Below are 19,570 nucleotides of genomic sequence, written 5' to 3' on the forward strand. Positions count from 1 at the left end.
ATTATAGGTGCTACACATAATAATTCACACACGTACGCACACTTTAAACTTTTCAGAAATACCAGTGTCGAAATGTCTATCCATTGATTATCAACTTATTAGACTTCTTTTCGAGAATAATCAAGTGACGAAATGTGTCAAGTAGAAATCTAATTGAGAATTTTTCATAATCTTCTAATGCAATTTTGCAAGCAAACTAAATTACGTTTCATGATACTTTACCGAGTAATAAGGCCCATATCACTCCCCAAAACAACGTAAATCGCAATGCTTTTCTTCATAAAACGCATGATGAAATTTGAGGTTTCTTTGTCATATCACCGTCACTATATATTATTAAAAATAGTCGGTAAAATATTGATATTCATTATGTTGCCACTTCGACACTAGTATTTTCAAAAAGTCCTAAGTGCGCGCGTGCACGTACATAATATATAGGAAAAATGACGTAGCTAAAACGTAGCTCATCGAAGCTAAATGGTCTGTTTAATTCCACATTTTTCTTTTTTAAAAGGCTATTCAACTGCATAGCTAAAAAACAAAAGCCCTAAGGAGAAACAAGCTTATTTGCTTTTTGAAAGCATAAGAAGTTGTAGTATTAATATAGCGATATTCCATAATAATAAATTATGCCCATGTTTTTTGTAATCTATAAATAATAAACAGGTAAAAAAAGAGTTATTATTTATATAATAAATAAGTATTCATAACATTAAGTCTGATGACAAGAACTATAAAATCTCTATTTTTTATTGCAATAATAACATTGTTAGCTTCGTGTAAGACAACAGATAAAGTTAATTACATGCAAGATATAAAAGCTAACGATATAATAAATATAACTCCACAGGAAATAAAACTTCTTCCTGGAGATAAAATATCCATATTTGTAAAAAGTAAAGATGAAGTTCTAACAGAACACTTTAATATATCCTTGCCAAACATGCAGAAAATACTATCATATACTGTTGATCCAAATGGTGAGGTTGACTTTCCTATGATTGGAAAGATAAAGTTGAGCGGCAAGACTCGTTCTGAAGCAGCAGAGACTATTAAGAGTAAACTTATTGAAGAGTATGGAGTGAAGGACGCAATCGTCACATTGGATTTTACGAATCTCAAAGTTTCTGTTTTGGGTGAAGTTAACAAACCAGGAAGTATAAGCATTGACAAAGACAATATCAATATACTTGAGGCATTGAGTATGGCTGGTGATATGACAATATACGGAAAAAGAAAAGACATTATGGTGGTAAGGGATAACGGCAACCAAAAAGAAACATATATCGTAAACCTTACATCAGCAAAAGAAGCAATGTCATCTCCGGCATACTATCTTAAACAGAATGATATAGTTTACGTTCCTGCGAATAAGACTAGACAAAGACAAACTACTGCAAATGGTAATAATTTGCAGTCAACTTCTTTCTGGATTTCAATAGCTTCATTGATTACAACCATTGCCATAGTAGTTTTTAAATAACAAGAATAATGCAAGATACTAAATATGAAAAGCCAAAAGGTATAACTTTCAAAGAATACCTGAATTATTGCAAAGCCAAGCGTTTGTGGTTTATCGTTTTCACAACAATATGCCTATTGCTTACAACTGGATATCTAATATTCAAGAATCCCGTATATGAACGTTCCGCACAGATAATGATTAAAGATGATGCAAATCCAAGTTCAAAACTTACAGCTGGACTTAGCATGATACAGGGATTCGGAGGATTATTTGGTACATCTTCAAATGTTAGCAACGAACTGATATCTATGAAAACTCCTGCTAATATTCTAGAAGTAGTGAAAAGGCTTAATCTTGACTATTCATATTCTACACGTCCGTTTTTAAGAAATATACCATTATACGGTGATAGTCTTCCTGTGAATGTAAACATCAGCGGGATGAAAGACTGGGATGACGCAAGCATGAAGATTAAACTTCAAAATGGCAAAGTAAAAATTAGCAATCTGAAGAAAAACAAAAATACATTTGATGCAGAATACAACGGAACTGTAAATAGCGTTTTCCACTCCCCTATCGGCTTAATCGCAATCACTGCAACCAGAGCCTACACCGGAAAAGAGAACATGACGATAAAAGTGAAAAAGGAAGTTCCGATAAAAGAGGTAAAAGACATAGAAGAAAAACTAGATGCAGGAATAACAGAAGAAATGGGATCTGTTATTGACCTGTCATATGAAGACGCAGTTCCACAACGTGCAGAAGATATTCTTAACATGTTGATAAGAGTATATAACGAGAAATGGATGACTGATGAAAATCAACTAAACTCAAAGACGACACAATTTATCAACAACAGAATAGCAGAAATAACATCTGATTTAGGCAAAGCTGAAAATACAATTACGACATATAAATCTAAAAATAATCTGCCAGATGTGATTGAGACCACGAAACTGGCTATGGAAACATCAACAGAAGTAAGCGGAGAGATTGCCACGTTAAGAGGTCAGAGAGAATCAGCAAAATTCATTCTGGATTTCGTTAATAACCATTCTAACTCCAACCAGACATTACCAGTGAACTTGCTAAGTAATGACAAAGTGCTATCTGCCCAAATTGAGGAATACAACAAGCTACAATTAGAGCACAACCGAATTGCAGAAAACAGCAATAAGACAAATAGTATTGTTCTAAACATAGATAAACAACTGAGCAATATGAGAAAGTCTATAAAGGCTGCACTTGCAAATACTGTAAAGCAAGCTGACATTCAAATGGCTAGTTACAATGAGTTAAAAGGTACTAATGACGCTCAGGTTAAGTCAAGCCCAAAGCAAGCTAAATTTCTTTTATCGGCAGAACGCCAGCAAAAAATACAAGAGCAACTATATATCTTCATGCTGCAGAAAAGAGAAGAAAACGTATTGTCGCAAGCATTCACTCCATATAAAACACGAATATTGTCCGCTCCAATGGGCGACTTAGAACCTGTAGCACCAAAGGCATTTGTGCTTATACTCATTTCACTTGCTATTGGAATTATTCTACCGGCAATAGGTGCTTTTATTAAAATGAATTTCAAGAAACTAATGGAATAAGACTTCCACGGGATTGGTACATTCATCACTATGATATTAATATTGATATATTTTGCCCTGTTTATCTTTGTTTACATTACCTCCAAACTGTTTGTAAGTCGTAATGTAAAAAGGATGTACCAAATGGTGATGTGCTTTACGTTACTTTTCATCTTCTTTGGATTCAGAAACATAACAGTACTCAACGATACTCCTCATTATTATGGTGCATATTATCGAGTATCGCAATACAAGAGTTATATCAACTCGTCAATATTCAGTTATGATATTGCATTGAAATTCGAATGGGGTTATCAAGTGCTAATGCATCTTCTAGTAAAATACGTCTCAAAAGAGCCATATACAATAATCATGCTTTCTTCATTAATTTTTGCATGTGGAAATATATGGTTCATATCAAAATTTACTGATGAGATAGCATTAGCATCATTTATAATGATTATCTCTGGTGTTTGGTTCGATCAATTTTGTCTTATTCGCCAGACTATAGCTTTGATGTTTTTCTACAAAGCATATATTTTACTAAAACAAGATAAGACGCTGTATTACTGCATAATGATACTTTTAGGATCATTATTCCATATTTCAGCATTAACGCTACTGATTATTCCTATAATAAGGACATTAAAAATAAACGCCAAGAATGTTACTTTTGTTTTTTCAATAGCAATTATTCTAGCTATTTTCATTTATCAACTACTAGGATTATTGGGATTTGCTGGGCATATATACCTTAAAGTAAGCATGCAAAGAGATGCGCCTCCAATTGCAGCACTTTTAGATGGAACTTTAATGCTTATAATTATCACAACATGCTACTACTGCCATAAGTATTTAAGCAACAAAGAATTGGATAAGACTGATTTCTGGATATGTGTTTTTGCCTTATCTATAAGTATTATGACGCCAGCATTCTTACCAATATTCAGAATAAACGTGTACACATGGCCTATTATCTATATTATATTCTTCAAATATATAATAAACAATGATAATACTATTATATTAACCGACAAGACCATCGCATTAAGAAATATCATACTGGTATTATTCATAGCAATCATGCTTATAAGAATTATTATCATACTATTGTTTAAATCAGAGTGGAATCATATAATTCCATATTCTTTTTATGACTTTAGTAACGATTATCATTATTATAATCTATATTTGCAGAAAGATCATTAACATGAGAATAGCAGTATTATATATTTGCACTGGAAGATACAACCAATTCTTTGCCGATTTTTATAAATCAGCAAAGAAATATTTTCTCAATGAAATAGCTAATATCGAATATTTTGTTTTCACTGACGATGAACAACTATGCTCAGATACTGATATTCATATAATAAAGAAAGAATGTAATGGATTCCCATTAGATTCATTAATGAGATTTGATGATTTCCTATCCATAAAGAGTCAATTACTTTGTTTCGACTATACTTTTTTCTTTAACGCAAACATGAAGTTTATTGCACCAATCGGATTAGAGTTCATTCCCGTAAAAGAAAAGTTATCAGCAGTTATACATCCTGGATATTTCAACAAGCCTGCTTTTCTTTATCCTTATGAAAGAAATAAAAGATCATCTGCATATATTAAACCTCACGAGAAGAATTATCACTATTTCATGGGCAGTTTGAATGGCGGAAAAACAGAAGAATACCTACAATTGATAGAGACTTGTAGTAAAAATATTCACAAAGATATGGAAATTGGATTTATGACAAAATTTCATGATGAGTCACATTTAAATAAATATCTGAGAAATAAAACTTGCCTAATGTACTCCCCATCATATTCATATCCTGAAGGAAAACATATTCCTTTTGAGAAAAAAATCATTATAATAGATAAAGTAAAAATTGATAAATATTTTGATAAAGGAAGAAGCAAGGCTATTATTGCTATAATAAGGAAAGCAATTTTCATTATTAAGGAAAGTATAAATTGGTATCTTTAGATGAATACAAACAAAACTATATCAGGTGCAATATGGAGCATAGTAGAAAGATTCTCAAAAATGGGAATACAGATACTTTGCACTTTTATCATTGCCCAATTTCTACGACCTTCAGAATTTGGATTGGTAAGTATGATGTCTATCTTCTTAGCATTTTCTACAATTCTTATTGACAGCGGATTTGGTCAAGCTCTGATACGTGAACAACTTGTCAGTGAGACTGATAAATCTTCATTATTTTGGTTTAATATCCTACTTGGCATAATCATGTATGCTATATTTTTTGTTACTGCACCATATATTGCAGCATTCTATAATGAACCAAAATTATGTATACTTATAAGAATTGCATTTATTGCCCTGATATTTCAATCTTTAATTGTAATTCAGCAAGCACTGTTTTTCAAATCTATAAATTTCAAAATAGTTTCAAAGATTTCTCTATTATCAGTAACTTTATCTGGTATAATAGGAATTGGCATAAGTATATTAAGAAAGGATGTATGGGGATTAATAATCCAAAATCTATCGTTTGCAATTTTACAATGTATTTTTTTCTGGATATACAGCTCTTGGAGACCAACTTTCGTGTACTCATGGGAGGCAATAAAGAAATATCTTCATTTTTCACTAAACCTTTTAGGCAGTAATATTTTGGCTGCCATTACTGACAATCTAGCAAACCTTGTTGTTGGTAAAAGCTATAGTGCTACAACTTTGGGACAATATACAATGGCAAACAAGATACCATATCTTACATCAGGAACGATATCCTATTCCATCCATAGGGTGAGCTATTCATTAATGTCTAAATTTCAAGACGATAACAAGAAATTACAGATATATAGCCAAAGAGTTGTAGGCACAGCCTTCTGGATTATCGGTCCTATAATGATTATACTTTTTCTCTTCGCAAATCAGTTTATCAATATCTTATTTCCTAAAGAATGGATTACAACAGCTATTTATCTACGATATTTTTGCATCATAGGTTTCGTATACTGTTTCTATGATATTAATCAAGATATTTTGTTGATCAAAGGAAGAACTGATATTCTTTTTAAATTAGACATTATCAGAAGGTCTATATTAGTGATAATTATGATCATTGGTGTTAGATATAATATTATAATATTCTTGAGATTGCTAACTATATATTATATTCTAAATGCTTTTGCTGTATGTTATATATCTGGCAAATTAATTAATTATAGTATTCCAAGACAACTATTTATCGTAATATCAACTCCCATATACTATTTCAAAAAATATATAATAAAACAACAAAATGAAAATTGTTAAGATTATAGGTGGATTGGGTAACCAGATGTTTCAGTATGCATTGGCTATGGCATTGAATAAAAATTTCACTGACGAAGAAGTGAAACTTGATATTCATTGCTTCAACGGTTATACTAAACATCAAGGATTTGAAATAGATAGAGTGTTTGGAAATGAATTTGAACTTGCTTCATATAGAGACGTTGCAAAAGTAGCCTATCCTTATTTTAATTTCCAATTATGGAGAATAGGAAGCAGAATCTTTCCAGATAGACGACACATGATTTCAGAAGACACGTCATTCAAAATTATGCCAGAAGTTATTACCAGTCATAATTATAAATATTATGACGGATATTGGCAACATGAAGAATACTTCAAGAATATTCATGACGAGATATTGGATGCCTTTAAATTCCCAAAATTCCAAGACGAAAGAAATAAGGCTTTAGCTGAAAGACTATCTGATAGCAATAGCATATCCATACATATAAGAAGAGGCGACTATCTTAACGATGAACTCTTCAAAGGCACTTGTGGTATAGAATATTACAAAAAGGCTATTGAAGAAATAAATGAAAGAACTGTTCCTACACTATTTTGTGTATTCTCAAACGATATACATTGGTGTAAAGAAAACATAGAACCCCTGCTTAATGGTAAAGAAACAATATATGTAGACTGGAACACTGGTAGTGACAATTACAGAGACATGCAATTAATGACAAAATGCAAACACAATATCATTGCCAATTCTTCTTTCTCATGGTGGGGAGCATGGCTTAATAATACCAAAGACAAAATTGTCATCGCTCCAAGAATATGGTATAACACGAAAGAAAAAGTGTCACCTGTAGCAAACAGTTGGATAAAACTTTAAATCGTTATATTTGTTAGATTGAAGAAAAAGAGTAACTTTGCCAAACAAATAATACTATTATATAGATAATGAATTTTTCTGTCCTCATATCCGTTTACTATAAGGAGAAACCGGAATACCTTAAAGATGCTATTAACAGCATTTTTAATCAAACTCTTCTCCCAAATGAAGTAATTCTGGTTGAAGACGGAAAACTGACCGACGAATTATATGATGTTATTAAGAAGCTGCAAGAGAAATATAATGATATAAAGACAGTATGTCTGAAGGAAAACAAAGGACTTGGGCCTGCACTTAATGAAGGACTGAAATATTGTTCATACGATATCGTTGCAAGAATGGACTCCGATGATATATGTATGCCCGACAGATTCAGAATACAAACAGATTTCCTTGAAAAGCATCCAAATATAGACATCGTTAGCGGATGGATAGATGAGTTTTATGGTAATAAAAAAAACATAATTTCAACACGTAAAACTCCAGAAGCACACAATGATATCGTCAAGTTTGGAAAATCGCGCAACCCTATCAATCACCCTGCTACCATGTTTAGGAAAAGTATTATTTGCAACATCGGTGGTTATAGCGCAATACCTTTTCTCGAAGACTACGACTTGTGGGTAAGAGCTATATTAAACGGTGCACATTTATATAATATACAACAAAGCCTTCTTTGGTTTAGGCTTTCAGACAATGCTTTTTTGAGGCGTGGCGGAATAGAATATGCTAAAAATGAGATTAGGTTTCAACTAAATCTACACAAGATAGGATATATAAGCATGATCAATATGTATTGTAATATTCTTATAAGACTTATAATAAGATTATTGCCAAATATGATAAGGAAACGTATTTATGTTTTCAAACTTAGGAAATAATAAAATTATCTTTCTTGCGTTTTTATAATAGCTAATTACAATAAAGAAAAATTCATGACGGTATTAAATTATGGCTTCATCACTGATGGAATGAATGAAATTGAGCGCGACACCAAACGTTTAATTGACTTTCTTGTTGCCATAATCTGCATTATAATATTCTCTCCACTATTCGTAATTTGTTATTTCACAATAAAGAGGGAAGATAATGGACCTGTTATTTTCAAGCAAGAACGAATCGGAAGATTCGGACGTCCTTTCTATATTTATAAATTTAGAAGCATGAAAGTGAATGCCGAAAAGAATGGACCACAACTTGCAAATAATAAGAATGACAAAAGAATGACTAAGATAGGAAAGTTTCTCAGACATCATCATCTTGACGAACTACCACAGCTTTGGAATGTAATTAAAGGTGACATGTCTTTTGTTGGTCCGCGACCTGAAAGAAAATTTTATATTGATAAGATTATGGAAAAGGATTCCAGATATTCATATCTCTATCAAATACGTCCAGGAGTAACATCATATGCAACACTAACAAATGGATATACAGGCAATATAGAAAAGATGCTTAAACGACTAGAACTTGACCTTTTCTATCTTGAACATAGGAGTTGGATGCTAGACATAAAAATATTGGGAATGACGTTCCTTAAAATTGTGTTTGGAAAGAAGTTTTAGATTTAATCATATGAAATATATTATAGCCATAGATTCCTTTAAAGGATGTCTTACATCAGAAGAGGCTGCCGAAGCTGTATATCAAAACATTGTTTTCCACGCCCCCAAAGCAGATATAATAAAAATACCTGTTTCTGACGGTGGCGAAGGTATGCTTAATGCATTTTGCAATGCTCTTGAGGCGAGAAGGGAAACTGTGAATGTAAGAGACGCAATGATGAGACGCATCACGGCTGAATATGGCATTACGGATAATAACACAGCTATTATTGAAGTCGCCCAATCATGTGGACTTACATTAATAGAACCAGAACTTAGAAATCCACTTATTGCAACATCCTACGGAGTTGGTCAATTAATAGCCTCAGCAATTAAGAAAGGCTGTCGCAAATTTATTATTGGACTTGGAGGAAGCGCAACTTGTGATTGCGGTATTGGAATGCTGAAAGCACTCATTGAGTCATTAAGCAACAACGGTAACTTTGATGATATAAGAGAGATCATCAATGAATGCAAATTTATTATTGCATCAGATGTTACGAATCCACTCTGCGGAGCAAATGGAGCTTCTTATATATTCGCGCGTCAAAAAGGTGCAACAGAAAGCATGATTGACATTCTTGAAAAACGTGCGAATAAATTTGCCGAAGCATCAGCTATGCATTTGGGGCACGATTACAGCAAAAATGCAGGTGCTGGAGCAGCAGGAGGACTTGGATATGCATTCATGCAATACATGAATGCCGAAATGAAATCAGGTGCAGACTTACTTCTAGACTTAATACATTTTGAAGATATTGCCAAAGATGCAGACATCGTTATCACAGGAGAAGGCACAAGCGACAAACAGACACTTATGGGCAAACTTCCATATGTGATTATGCGAAGAGCTAAAAACATTGATGTACCAACACTATTGATTGCAGGTAAGATAGCTGATAAAGACGAGTTAATAAATGCAGGATTTAAAGATGCTATATGTATTAATCCCAAAGGTCTAAGCATAAAAGAAGCTATAAAAAAAGATGTGGCAATATCAAACATTAGGGATTTTCCTCTCTCTATTTAGGGAAAATCCTTATAAATACCATATATTTTATAATATCTTTGCAACATGAAAAAAAGACAAAACATGTCTTTCTGATTAAACAGAAAACAAAGGTAATAACAATTTTAATAAATACGATTATGAAAAAGTTTATATTAGCCCTCATAGCACTGTTTACAATAACAGTTTCAGCTAGTGCAATGAGTTACGAGCAAGCTCGTCAACAGGCACTTTTTCTAACAGACAAAATGGCTTATGAGCTAAATCTTACCGATGAACAGTATGAGGCAGCTTACGAAGTAAACCTTGACTATCTGATGAGTATCAACGATTGCGATGATATATATGGTTCTTACTGGAACCAGCGCAATATGGACCTTAGTTATATATTACTAGACTGGCAATATCGTACTTTCTGTAGTGTAAACTATTTCTACAATCCTATTTATTATGATGGTGGCTACTGGCATTTTAGAATATATGCTCGCTATCCACATCGTGATTACTACTATTTCGGTCGTCCAGACTTCTATGCTGTATACCGTGGTGGACATAGCTGGAGAGTTAACGGCGGAAGAAGTTGGTATAACGGGCAGTCATTCAGTATGCGCGAAGGCAAAAGATATGTAGGCATGCGCGATTCTTTCAATAATGGTTCTTTCAATAACAACCGCACATTTGGAGGTAACAACAATAACCGCATATTCGGCGGAAGCAGAAATGACCGTGCTTATAACGGAAACAACGGATATAATGGCAACAGCGTATTCGGAAATGGAAACGACAATGATAACACACCAAAAAGAGTATTTGGTAGCCGTCCTAGCAGCACAAGAACAACAGCACCTAATGGAAGCAGTGTATTCGGAGGCTCTAGAAGTGGAAACAATTTAGCTACTCCAAACCGCACTTTCGAACGTTCAGATAATAATAACAACAACCGTTCTGCAGGTAGCTCAAACGTTCCTAGTCGCTCATTTAATAGTGGAAACTCAAACCGCTCATTCGGCGGAGGCAACAGCACTCCAAGTCGCAGTTTTGGAGGTGGCAATTCATCTAACACCAAAAGTGAAAGTCACGGAGGTGTATTCGGAGGACACAGATAAAAGCCATATATAAAAAGAGAAATGGCGTAACTTGCAAAGCAAGTTACGCCATCTTTATTATATAATGTTTATAACATTAGAACTCTGACTTCAGCATTTCCCATCTTTGGTATCTCGCCCATAGGTTTATTAAAATATACGCTCTGTATTGCCTTGTTAATTATACCGTGTCCAACAGCAAGCACCTTTTTATCAGGATACGTAACTTTAAGATATGTAAGGAAATTACGTGCACGGCTTTTCATCTTCTCTAGCGTTTCAACATTATCCGGCCATTCAGCATCCTTCATATCTGGGATATACTTACCTGTAAAATCTCCCCAGTCACGCTCACGGATAAGAGAAGTTGATTCTACATCCTTATTATGCGGAGCTGCAATTATCTTGCATGTATCATAAGATCGTTTCAAATCGCTAGATATAAACGCATCAATATCACAATCCTTCATCTTCTCACAGACCGCTTTAGCCTGTTCTATACCTTTTCCATTAAGTTGTCCTTGACACTGTCCTTGAAGTATTTGGGCAACATTATCAACAGTTTCGCCATGGCGAACCAAATACAATGTAGTCATATATTAAATATTTTGATTGCAAAAATACAAAAAAGAAGACATCTAAAGTATTATAATTAAGAGTTTTTTGTAACTTTGCACAAAACTAATATATTTATGAAAATACTCCAAAGTTCTTTTTTTCGCGGAATATGCGCTATTATTATTGGTATATTACTAATAGAATATCGTGAACAGACATTAGAATGGATAACTATTGCCATTGGCGTTTTATTCTTTATCTCTGGTGTCGTATCACTTTCTGAATATTTCGCAACAAAGAAATTATCAGATAAACCTGAAGTTTTTGATCCAGACGGAAAACTAATTTCAGGAGGTCCGAAACCCCATTTTCCGATTTTAGGAATAGCAAGTCTATTACTTGGAGCCATATTAGCATTAATGGCGAGTACATTCATCACGAGCTTAACCTATATTATATCAGGAATGCTAATTATTGGCGCTATAAGTCAATTCGTATTTTTAGCGAATATGTCAAAGTATGCATATCTTGGTTTTTATTATTGGATAATGCCTTCAGTTATCCTTATCATAGGTATCATTGCTATCGTTTATCCCACAGCTATTGCTACCGCTCCCCTATTTGTTATAGGTTTGTGTATGTTGCTATATGGAGTAGTTGAATGCATAAATGGACTGAAAGCAAATAAATGCAGACAAGAGAAACTAAAAGAAAATATTTAGTAAAAGTTGAGTAGGAGAAAATTAAAGTAGTTTTCTCCTATTTTCTTTCTATCACGTTACTTTTCACGTTGTTCTTCACATAGCTTAATCCCACAGAAAATGTTAATCTGCTTAGCATAATCATACTTTCAAATAAACGATTCCTATGTTTAGGGCTGATTCGGGACCTTCATTCTATATACCGGTGTATAAAAAAAGGCCTCTCCCCTCACGGGGAAAGGCTTTCGAAAGACACACACACTTGTGTGAGATCCCCCTTTCAACGACTAATCTAATCAGGGGAAGATAGAATAAATGTTTCTATCTAATTATAGTGATAATTATTAGATGCCATCGGTTCTCACGAATCTTTTTTCTTCATGATGCAGCGATTGCTGCATCATTGACAGGCATCCGAATTGAGTTATATCCGTTTTTATTCAATGCTATTAAGCATCGTTGTTATATTTAATTAGAAGTTAAATCATCATGCTTGTTTTCATCACAGCTGTTTGCTCTAAATTAGAGACAGATGCTTTATATACATAATATACTTTTTTAATAGATAAGTTGCTAAAAAGCAAGAACGGACCGAACATATCTCCCATAGTTCTTACTGTTGCTGCCCACGTTGACATTCGAACTACTGAAGTTAACTATTGCAGCGTCATAAATACCATACTCCGACGCAGACCAATAATAATAGCTTGGAGTTAACGCTGTGCCGCCAGCTGCTATAATGGCATTGTTTACATTCGTTGTTGCCGAAGCACCAGTATAAAGATCACCAGAAACAGAAGTGACAGTTTGCTTACTTGTCAAGTTTACATTACCTAGATAAGCACAAACATCCCACCATTGACCCATACTTGGAAGGTACCAACCGCTATTACTAAAACCAGAAACGTTTACATTGTAATTATTGGCTGTCTGCCATGCGGGATAAATGCCATTACTTTTATTATAGCCTTTCGTAAATGTGCCATAATAACCTGCGGTGATATCATTATAATAACCTGCAAAGGTACTAACTTTAGTTAGCCCAGCATCACCAGGATAAGGTCCCCAAGTTGCTCCACTACTAGCATCTTTCAATGCAAGTGCATAGCCATGTTTATAACCTGCATTATATTCGGCAGAACTCAGTTGATTGGAGAATACGATACCGACTATTGTTTTACCAGATGTGGTAGTTCCTGTTGTACCATCATTATAAAGATAAGTACCAGGAGTTGCATCACCAAAATAAACATTTGTTCGTGTGCTTGTCGTTGGAGAATATGTCACTCTCACATCATTGGCACCACTACCAGAGATTGCAATATTGCATTGATAATTAAAATCTCTATTTATATTGAAGTTCGTATAATCTACAACAGGGCTTGTTGCATTAGTAACTCCTCCCAGATATACTTTATATGTGGATGTCCATCCAGCATTATATCCTGTTCCTCTTGCAGTTATCAGTAAATATGAAGAACCTGTTGGAGCATTAGCCGCAGTTCTTAAATCTGCTGTGGTAGATGCAGAAGCTGTGCCAGCTAGATTCTCATAGATATAATATGGTCCTGCTGCGACGACTGTACCCGCATAGACCGGAGTTGCTACAGCTGTAAAACTCAGTCCTGCAAATCCTATAGAGGGATTTGATGTATTTTCTGATGCTATATAACATTCATTAGGTACATTGCAAAGTTGATAACCAGTTATTGCAATGTCACTGGTAGGAGTTATAGTAAATGTGTACTTACTATATAATCGGCTTAAAGAAACGGCTTGAGTATTTGTTCCACTGCTCAGCGTTACACCAGGAATCGTACCATATAATATTTCATTGCTCTTTGCTCCCAGTGCATCCGCTGATGCCAATGTTGAAGTTACCTTTGCCTGTAGTTCAGTAAGTGTACTTATACCGTCAAAATAGGAACTGCTACCAGTGTTGGCAATCGCACAGACAGTACAGCCGCTGCTTACCCTCACGGGAACAGAAACCGATGTGGGGCTGCTTGAGGCGTACGCACTACCTATTAAATGTCCCTGACCGTCAAAGACAAGTACATTCACATTATCTATCGCATCGCTAATCGTTCGTGTTACTACCGTCTTCGGATCCTGCTGCGCTATCTTTACTGTCAGCGTAGCAGCGGTACGTGTCTCTTCAGGCACCTCGTCAACCGTACTGCACGAAGATACGAATGCCAATGTAAATAATATATATAGTAGATATGATATTCTTCTCATCATAATTGTTTATGCATAATCTATCAATTACGGTATTACTACATGCTGGGTATAAACAGCCCACGGCATGACTGTCAGAACAAGATCTCTACTGCTACAGTCAACGATGACAACTTTGTCATCACCAGAATTCAGTTTTACCAGATTACCATCAATATCACGGTTGGTGTCCCAGATTAATGATTTAGCCGATGCACGTGACTTTCCACCTGTTGCCGAAGCATTACCATAGACAGATACGGTCAAATATTCGCCATCCTGTGTAGGGAACGTATTTATCGGTTTGGTGACTAATTGATCTGAGCCGTTAAAGGATGATGATGGAGCATAGACTATGGAATCGCCTGTTATCTTACCTGAGTATGTCATCTTACTACGGAAACCTGAAAGTTCAACACGATAATCTCTATCACCGAAATACTGCTTCAGCTGTCGTATCACCACATGAAGTCTGGCTGGCTTATTCTTCATCACGATATTTCCATACACAGCTTCACTACCTGCCGACTGCGAACTGATTTCATAAGTTCCATAATACAACGATGACGGAAGCAGATATTCACCCGTAACTGAATCACGCTTTACGCTTACCGACATGGTATTCATATCTGTGCCGACAGCCGGAGTGAACATATTAGCACTGTCCTTATTAGAACTGCCTACCGCTACAAGAGAGGCATTACCAAGTTTGCCATCATAACTGATTTTATAACTGCCGTCAGGATCAGATGTGACGATGCGGTCAAACTTACCGTCTATGAACAGATATGCCATCATATTACCTTTCACTTCCGCCGTCAAGGCGTTTCCAACACTGTCCGTCTGCGATACGGTCAACGAGTATTGCACGCAGTTGGAATAGTCATCATTGATGCACGAGGCAAACAGCGACAACAGCAGAAGTAACAGAAGATGATGGTAATATCTTAAATTCATAATCCGATTTTGTTTTTATTGTCTTTTACTTTATTACTACAGTCTGTGCATTAGTTGTCCAGTCAGTAATTTTTAAAGTAACAGTAGCTGTGGCTGGCGTTATGTTCTGTGAAGGGTCTGTTACCCCACGACCTTTGAGTGTAACATCTAGCTGATAGATGTTATTTGCAGTTAGCACATCACTATTAGTAATGGAGTTTGTAGACATAGCAGCATCATTAATGATTATTGGATAATACAGTTCTGTACCTGTATCGCCACTGCTTGTCTTAAACAGTCCCTTGATAACCAATTTTGTTGGATTTGTTGATGAATGAGGGAATACATAAAAGTAATAAGGAGTTGTGGATGTTAAATATACAACCGGGGCTGCATCTGTACCTGTTCCAGTACCCGCATTTGTCAATGCACCGCTACTTAAATAAGCATAATTAGTAAGGGAGGCATTTATTATGCCATGTGCATCAGTCTGCTCACACTTACCGGTTGTGCCAGACTCTGTCAGAGCACTATTCTGACTCGCTGTTCCACCATAGGTGCAGACATCATTAACATTATACATGAAGATTTCATGTACTGTAAAGGATGCATTAGGATATGCGGTTGTACTAGCAAATGCAGACTTCAAAGAGTTCAGATCTATACGCGCAACAAGGCGAGCTAGATAAACATTTACACTTGAAGTGGTTGATGTGTTAAAAGAAGAGAAACAGTTATCATCTTCACCCAGCATTGGCAAGCCGGTCATTTGCTGAGAGTTAACGGTATTCCTTGCTGTGTTGGCTTGTCCGTTAGCACTTGTTGTGTAACTCAAATCGGCAGTCAGTGCCTTGAAGGCTGTCATAGAGGTACATGCTGCAAAAGAGGCCTGGTCAGCTGTAGAATTCACGGTGTTTGCTGCAACTAGGATTTTACGTGCCTGGGTAGTTGTTGTTATTGACGTTTGAGAGGCTGTGTTTATTGTCACTGTACTGCTGTTGGCATCAAACAAGCCTGACATAAAAGCCGTAACAGTACCCTCGCCTGTTAAAGTATTAGAACTTGTTGGGAGAGCGGATGTAGAAGATGCACGAGTGCCCTTTATACCCAGATTTAAATTAACAACTGCCGGACTACCTTTGACCGTAGGGTTTTCTTCTGTGTCGGAAGAAGAGCAGGATGTCATCAATAATACTGACAACATTGCAGATAAAAGCAAATAATTCTTATTCATAATCTAATTCTTATTAATTTTTATATTCTTATCTATTGTATCAAAAATGCTTTTATTTGGAGTATAATAATGAGTGCTAGAAAGCCAGGAAAGCGCGGACACGACCACCTGAATCATACTTATTTGTGCCATATAAAGCGAATGTATTATTATAAAAGGCTATATGGCAAGCATTGGCTGCACTAGATTCAGAACTTGACCAATACCACATACCTGATGAAAATGTTGTATATAAACTTGAAGGTAGACTATGACTTGTCAATAAATAAGTTAAAGCATTAGCAACGACAACATCTTCACCACCACCAGTATAAGCAGTATCTGAACTATCATAACGCATTAATATAAGACCAAGTGCCGTGTTATTATAAGCTGCTGCTTGCTCTAATGTATCCCACCACTGACCTATACTTGGTAAAAACCACCCACTACAATTTTTTGGCGTTGACACACTTGTGGTATATGTGCCTATTGCATAAAATGCAGGATACGTGCTATTCGTCATTGTAATTATTTTTGAATTATTCAAGCCACTTACATCTGTATACATCTTTGACAACACCGATACATAATTTAATCCTCCTGTAGTATTTTCTGTCTTCCATGGAGTGCCCGTACTAGCATTTTTAAGCGCCATAACTAATCCATGTCCGTATCCATTTGCATCCTCACAATAATTAGAATTAGTACTAACAATAATACCGATTGGAGTTTTACTACTATTATATGTACTACTATAGGAACCATCAGAATAGTATATATCTCCAATATGCGGTATTGGGAAAACTTCAGATATTATAGCATTTGTATAACTGTCAACACTGGTTGTAACTGTTACATTAGTAGCTGCCAGCTCATCTGATACACTGTTAACACCTGTTCCTGATATAGTGGCAGACAGTCCATAGGTGGTATTCGCACTTATCTTTGAGTCTCCCGTTCCGCCTGTTATCGTTGAGACGATATTACCAGTTGCCGAACTACTGTTTACCGTTATCGGATAATATGTTGTGTATGTCGTGCCACTCTTTGTAGTGAAGGTTCCCTTTATAACCAACTTCGTCGGTGCCGTTGTGTTACTATTAGGAAATACATAGAAGTAATAGGGACTAGTGCTACTGAATGAACTGATTGTTCCACTGCCCAGATAGGCTGTGTTCGCATTCGCTGCAATGTTCTCACCACTCACACTGCCGCTGACAGCCTTTGTATTCCAGTTGGTAAGCTGATTGCTTGCATTATACATGAATATCTCTTTGGGAGTGAAAGAGCAGCCTGTGTATGAACCACTGAAACTATAACTTATATTAGTCAATGCAACACGCGCTACCAGACGGTTCAGGGTTACAGACGGATTCAGGGTTGTACCTGATGCCCAGTTTAATGTCTGCACATCCGACATCATCGGAAGGGACTTCATGCTCTGGGAGTTTGCTGTGGTAACGCCAGTTTTTATCTTACCGTCAGCTGAAGTGGTATAGCCAAGGTCCTGAGCCACTGTATAAAAGTCACTCAGAATGTACTTTCCTGCAAATGCACCCACAGGCACATTGGCAAAGACCAGCATCTTTACCGCATCAGTACGGGTAGGAATGCTTTGATCTCCATTGTAATTATACTCATACAGGGTCACCAGCTTGTTGTTGGCATCAAAGAGTCCCACACATATATGGTTCAGTGTTCCCTCATTGCTCCCCACAACCGAGCCTTTGTCCGTCGGCAATGCACCGTTGGCACGCGTATCGACACCCGTGGAAAGCGAGAGGTTCACAACAGCAGACTTAGAAGAGCCGTTCCCCGGTATGGCGGTATTATCCGCCGCACAGGAGAAAAGAAGCATACATGCCGCCAGCAGTGATGATATGTATAATGTATGTTTCATAAGGCTGTATTTACTATGCTTATTATCTATTGTTAATTCCGATTTATTATATCGGATTTATGATTCTCATTTTATTTCTATTTCTGATTCATCAGTTCGTTCAACGCCCTGTCAGCCTGCTTTACGCCTGCTGCCCTTGCCATCTTCAGATACACGTCGGCCTTATCACGGTTGCCTTCACTCAGGTAAAGAAGGCCCATATTGCAATAGGCTCTTGGATCTGTCTCCCAACGCTTGAGATACTTATGAGCAAGGGTTACGTCATTGCGTGTCAAAGCTACGCCCGCTGCATTGATGTTTGCCTCGGCATTATCAGGAAAGAGGCGGGCTGTCAGGTCCACGATGTCGTTGTACTCGCGTGAGCCCTTCTTATAGTATCCAGCTGTGGCATAGAGTTCACCTAGCGTCATTGTTGCAGGGTTTGAGCCCAGATGCTGCATGGCGGAATTACTGTCAAATCCATCGTGACGGAACGTCAACGTATATTTTATACGGTACACTTTTGGAAAGATGAAACGATTCATATAAGCATACGGCATACCCAGTCCCAAATTCTCAATTTCACGCTCACGACCGTTGACAACATCTATATTTTTGATGATATCAACAACAGCGTCACGGAGATTCATGCCACTACCCGCTACAAGCGAAGAGATGCTGTCCCAGTCTTCAGCAAGCCAACTTACGTTAAGGTCATTGCGGTTGGTGAGCTTCTGCTTCATGAGGTATTTCTTCAAATCAAGAGAACGCTCCATTGCCTCACTCTCGTTGCGACGGTAATTACCGATAGGAGCACCAAAGCCGTTGATATTAAGTCCCACAAGGCTAGTGCCATAGCGCTGAAGTTCACTTTTAACGTCAGAGGCGATGGTGTTGAACACGGTACGGTTGAANCTGCTGCCACTAAGTTTAGCGAGTGCCTTGTTACCGAATATCTGAATCTCACCGCTGCGGTGGAACTTATCAATGTCTGAACCCTGAGGCTGAAGGAACTGAACNTAGTCCATCAGGTTATAATAATGTACGTTCGGGTCGGGATTGTCGTTGCTCATGTCATGGAGGTAGATGTTCTTCAGCACAAGGTCCTCGTAGACATGACCTTTCCTGCCCTGACAGTTAAGTTCCTCACTCTCTACATACATGCGGCA

The 19,570-nt window shown here is 36.5% G+C and carries 16 protein-coding genes; 11 read left to right on the forward strand and 5 right to left on the reverse strand.

Going from position 1 to position 19,570, the window contains the following annotated elements; translation table 11 throughout:
* Window positions 1-721: 721 nt before the first annotated feature.
* From B045_RS0104155 to B045_RS0104200, 10 genes are all read left to right on the forward strand, one after another.
* The gene (locus B045_RS0104155; RefSeq protein ID WP_018463012.1) at window positions 722-1,483 is read left to right on the forward strand and encodes a polysaccharide biosynthesis/export family protein; all 762 of its coding nucleotides are present in this window, start codon (window positions 722-724) and stop codon (window positions 1,481-1,483) included.
* Between the two features lie 8 nt (window positions 1,484-1,491).
* Complete coding sequence (locus B045_RS0104160; protein WP_018463013.1) at window positions 1,492-3,066, forward strand: GumC family protein; 1,575 nt, start codon at window positions 1,492-1,494, stop codon at window positions 3,064-3,066.
* Window positions 3,067-3,096: 30 nt separating this feature from the next.
* Window positions 3,097-4,254: an EpsG family protein gene (locus B045_RS0104165; RefSeq protein ID WP_025883876.1), complete on the forward strand. Its 1,158-nt coding sequence runs from the start codon at window positions 3,097-3,099 to the stop codon at window positions 4,252-4,254.
* Between the two features lies 1 nt (window position 4,255).
* Window positions 4,256-5,032, forward strand: coding sequence for a family 6 glucosyltransferase (locus B045_RS0104170; protein ID WP_018463015.1), 777 nt, complete (start codon window positions 4,256-4,258; stop codon window positions 5,030-5,032).
* Entirely contained in the window at window positions 5,033-6,334 is a 1,302-nt protein-coding gene (locus B045_RS0104175) for a lipopolysaccharide biosynthesis protein (protein WP_018463016.1), read from the forward strand.
* Entirely contained in the window at window positions 6,321-7,193 is an 873-nt protein-coding gene (locus B045_RS0104180; protein WP_018463017.1) for an alpha-1,2-fucosyltransferase, read from the forward strand. Before B045_RS0104175 ends, B045_RS0104180 begins: the two co-directional genes overlap by 14 nt.
* Before the next feature lie 68 nt (window positions 7,194-7,261).
* Complete coding sequence (locus B045_RS0104185) at window positions 7,262-8,074, forward strand: glycosyltransferase (protein WP_018463018.1); 813 nt, start codon at window positions 7,262-7,264, stop codon at window positions 8,072-8,074.
* A gap of 54 nt (window positions 8,075-8,128) precedes the next feature.
* Window positions 8,129-8,758: a sugar transferase gene (locus B045_RS0104190; RefSeq protein WP_018463019.1), complete on the forward strand. Its 630-nt coding sequence runs from the start codon at window positions 8,129-8,131 to the stop codon at window positions 8,756-8,758.
* 10 nt (window positions 8,759-8,768) lie between these two features.
* The gene (locus tag B045_RS0104195; RefSeq protein ID WP_018463020.1) at window positions 8,769-9,827 is read left to right on the forward strand and encodes a glycerate kinase family protein; all 1,059 of its coding nucleotides are present in this window, start codon (window positions 8,769-8,771) and stop codon (window positions 9,825-9,827) included.
* Window positions 9,828-9,946: 119 nt separating this feature from the next.
* Window positions 9,947-10,912, forward strand: coding sequence for a hypothetical protein (locus tag B045_RS0104200; protein ID WP_025883871.1), 966 nt, complete (start codon window positions 9,947-9,949; stop codon window positions 10,910-10,912).
* 68 nt (window positions 10,913-10,980) lie between these two features.
* On the opposite strand, the gene B045_RS0104205 is transcribed toward B045_RS0104200, so the two are convergent.
* The gene (locus tag B045_RS0104205; RefSeq protein ID WP_018463022.1) at window positions 10,981-11,487 is read right to left on the reverse strand and encodes a histidine phosphatase family protein; all 507 of its coding nucleotides are present in this window, start codon (window positions 11,485-11,487) and stop codon (window positions 10,981-10,983) included.
* A 96-nt stretch (window positions 11,488-11,583) separates the two neighbouring features.
* On the opposite strand from B045_RS0104205, the gene B045_RS0104210 reads away from it, so the two are divergent.
* On the forward strand, window positions 11,584-12,171 hold the full coding sequence (locus B045_RS0104210) for a DUF308 domain-containing protein (RefSeq protein WP_018463023.1): 588 nt from the start codon (window positions 11,584-11,586) through the stop codon (window positions 12,169-12,171).
* Between the two features lie 552 nt (window positions 12,172-12,723).
* Here the strand turns inward: B045_RS0104210 and B045_RS0104215 are convergent.
* The 4 genes from B045_RS0104215 to B045_RS0104230 form a co-directional block, all read right to left on the reverse strand.
* Window positions 12,724-14,394 carry a DUF4906 domain-containing protein gene (locus B045_RS0104215; RefSeq protein ID WP_018463024.1) on the reverse strand — a complete coding sequence of 557 codons (1,671 nt, stop codon included), beginning with the start codon at window positions 14,392-14,394 and terminating at the stop codon, window positions 12,724-12,726.
* A 24-nt stretch (window positions 14,395-14,418) separates the two neighbouring features.
* Window positions 14,419-15,327, reverse strand: a complete 909-nt coding sequence (locus B045_RS0104220; RefSeq protein ID WP_154650096.1) for a FimB/Mfa2 family fimbrial subunit — start codon at window positions 15,325-15,327, stop codon at window positions 14,419-14,421.
* 25 nt (window positions 15,328-15,352) lie between these two features.
* Entirely contained in the window at window positions 15,353-16,540 is a 1,188-nt protein-coding gene (locus tag B045_RS0104225; RefSeq protein ID WP_238312140.1) for a fimbrial protein, read from the reverse strand.
* Window positions 16,541-16,616: 76 nt separating this feature from the next.
* Window positions 16,617-18,422, reverse strand: coding sequence for a hypothetical protein (locus B045_RS0104230; RefSeq protein ID WP_018463027.1), 1,806 nt, complete (start codon window positions 18,420-18,422; stop codon window positions 16,617-16,619).
* Window positions 18,423-19,570 lie beyond the last annotated feature (1,148 nt).

The sequence above is a fragment of the Segatella paludivivens DSM 17968 = JCM 13650 genome, assembly GCF_000373185.1.
GTDB lineage: Bacteria > Bacteroidota > Bacteroidia > Bacteroidales > Bacteroidaceae > Prevotella > Prevotella paludivivens.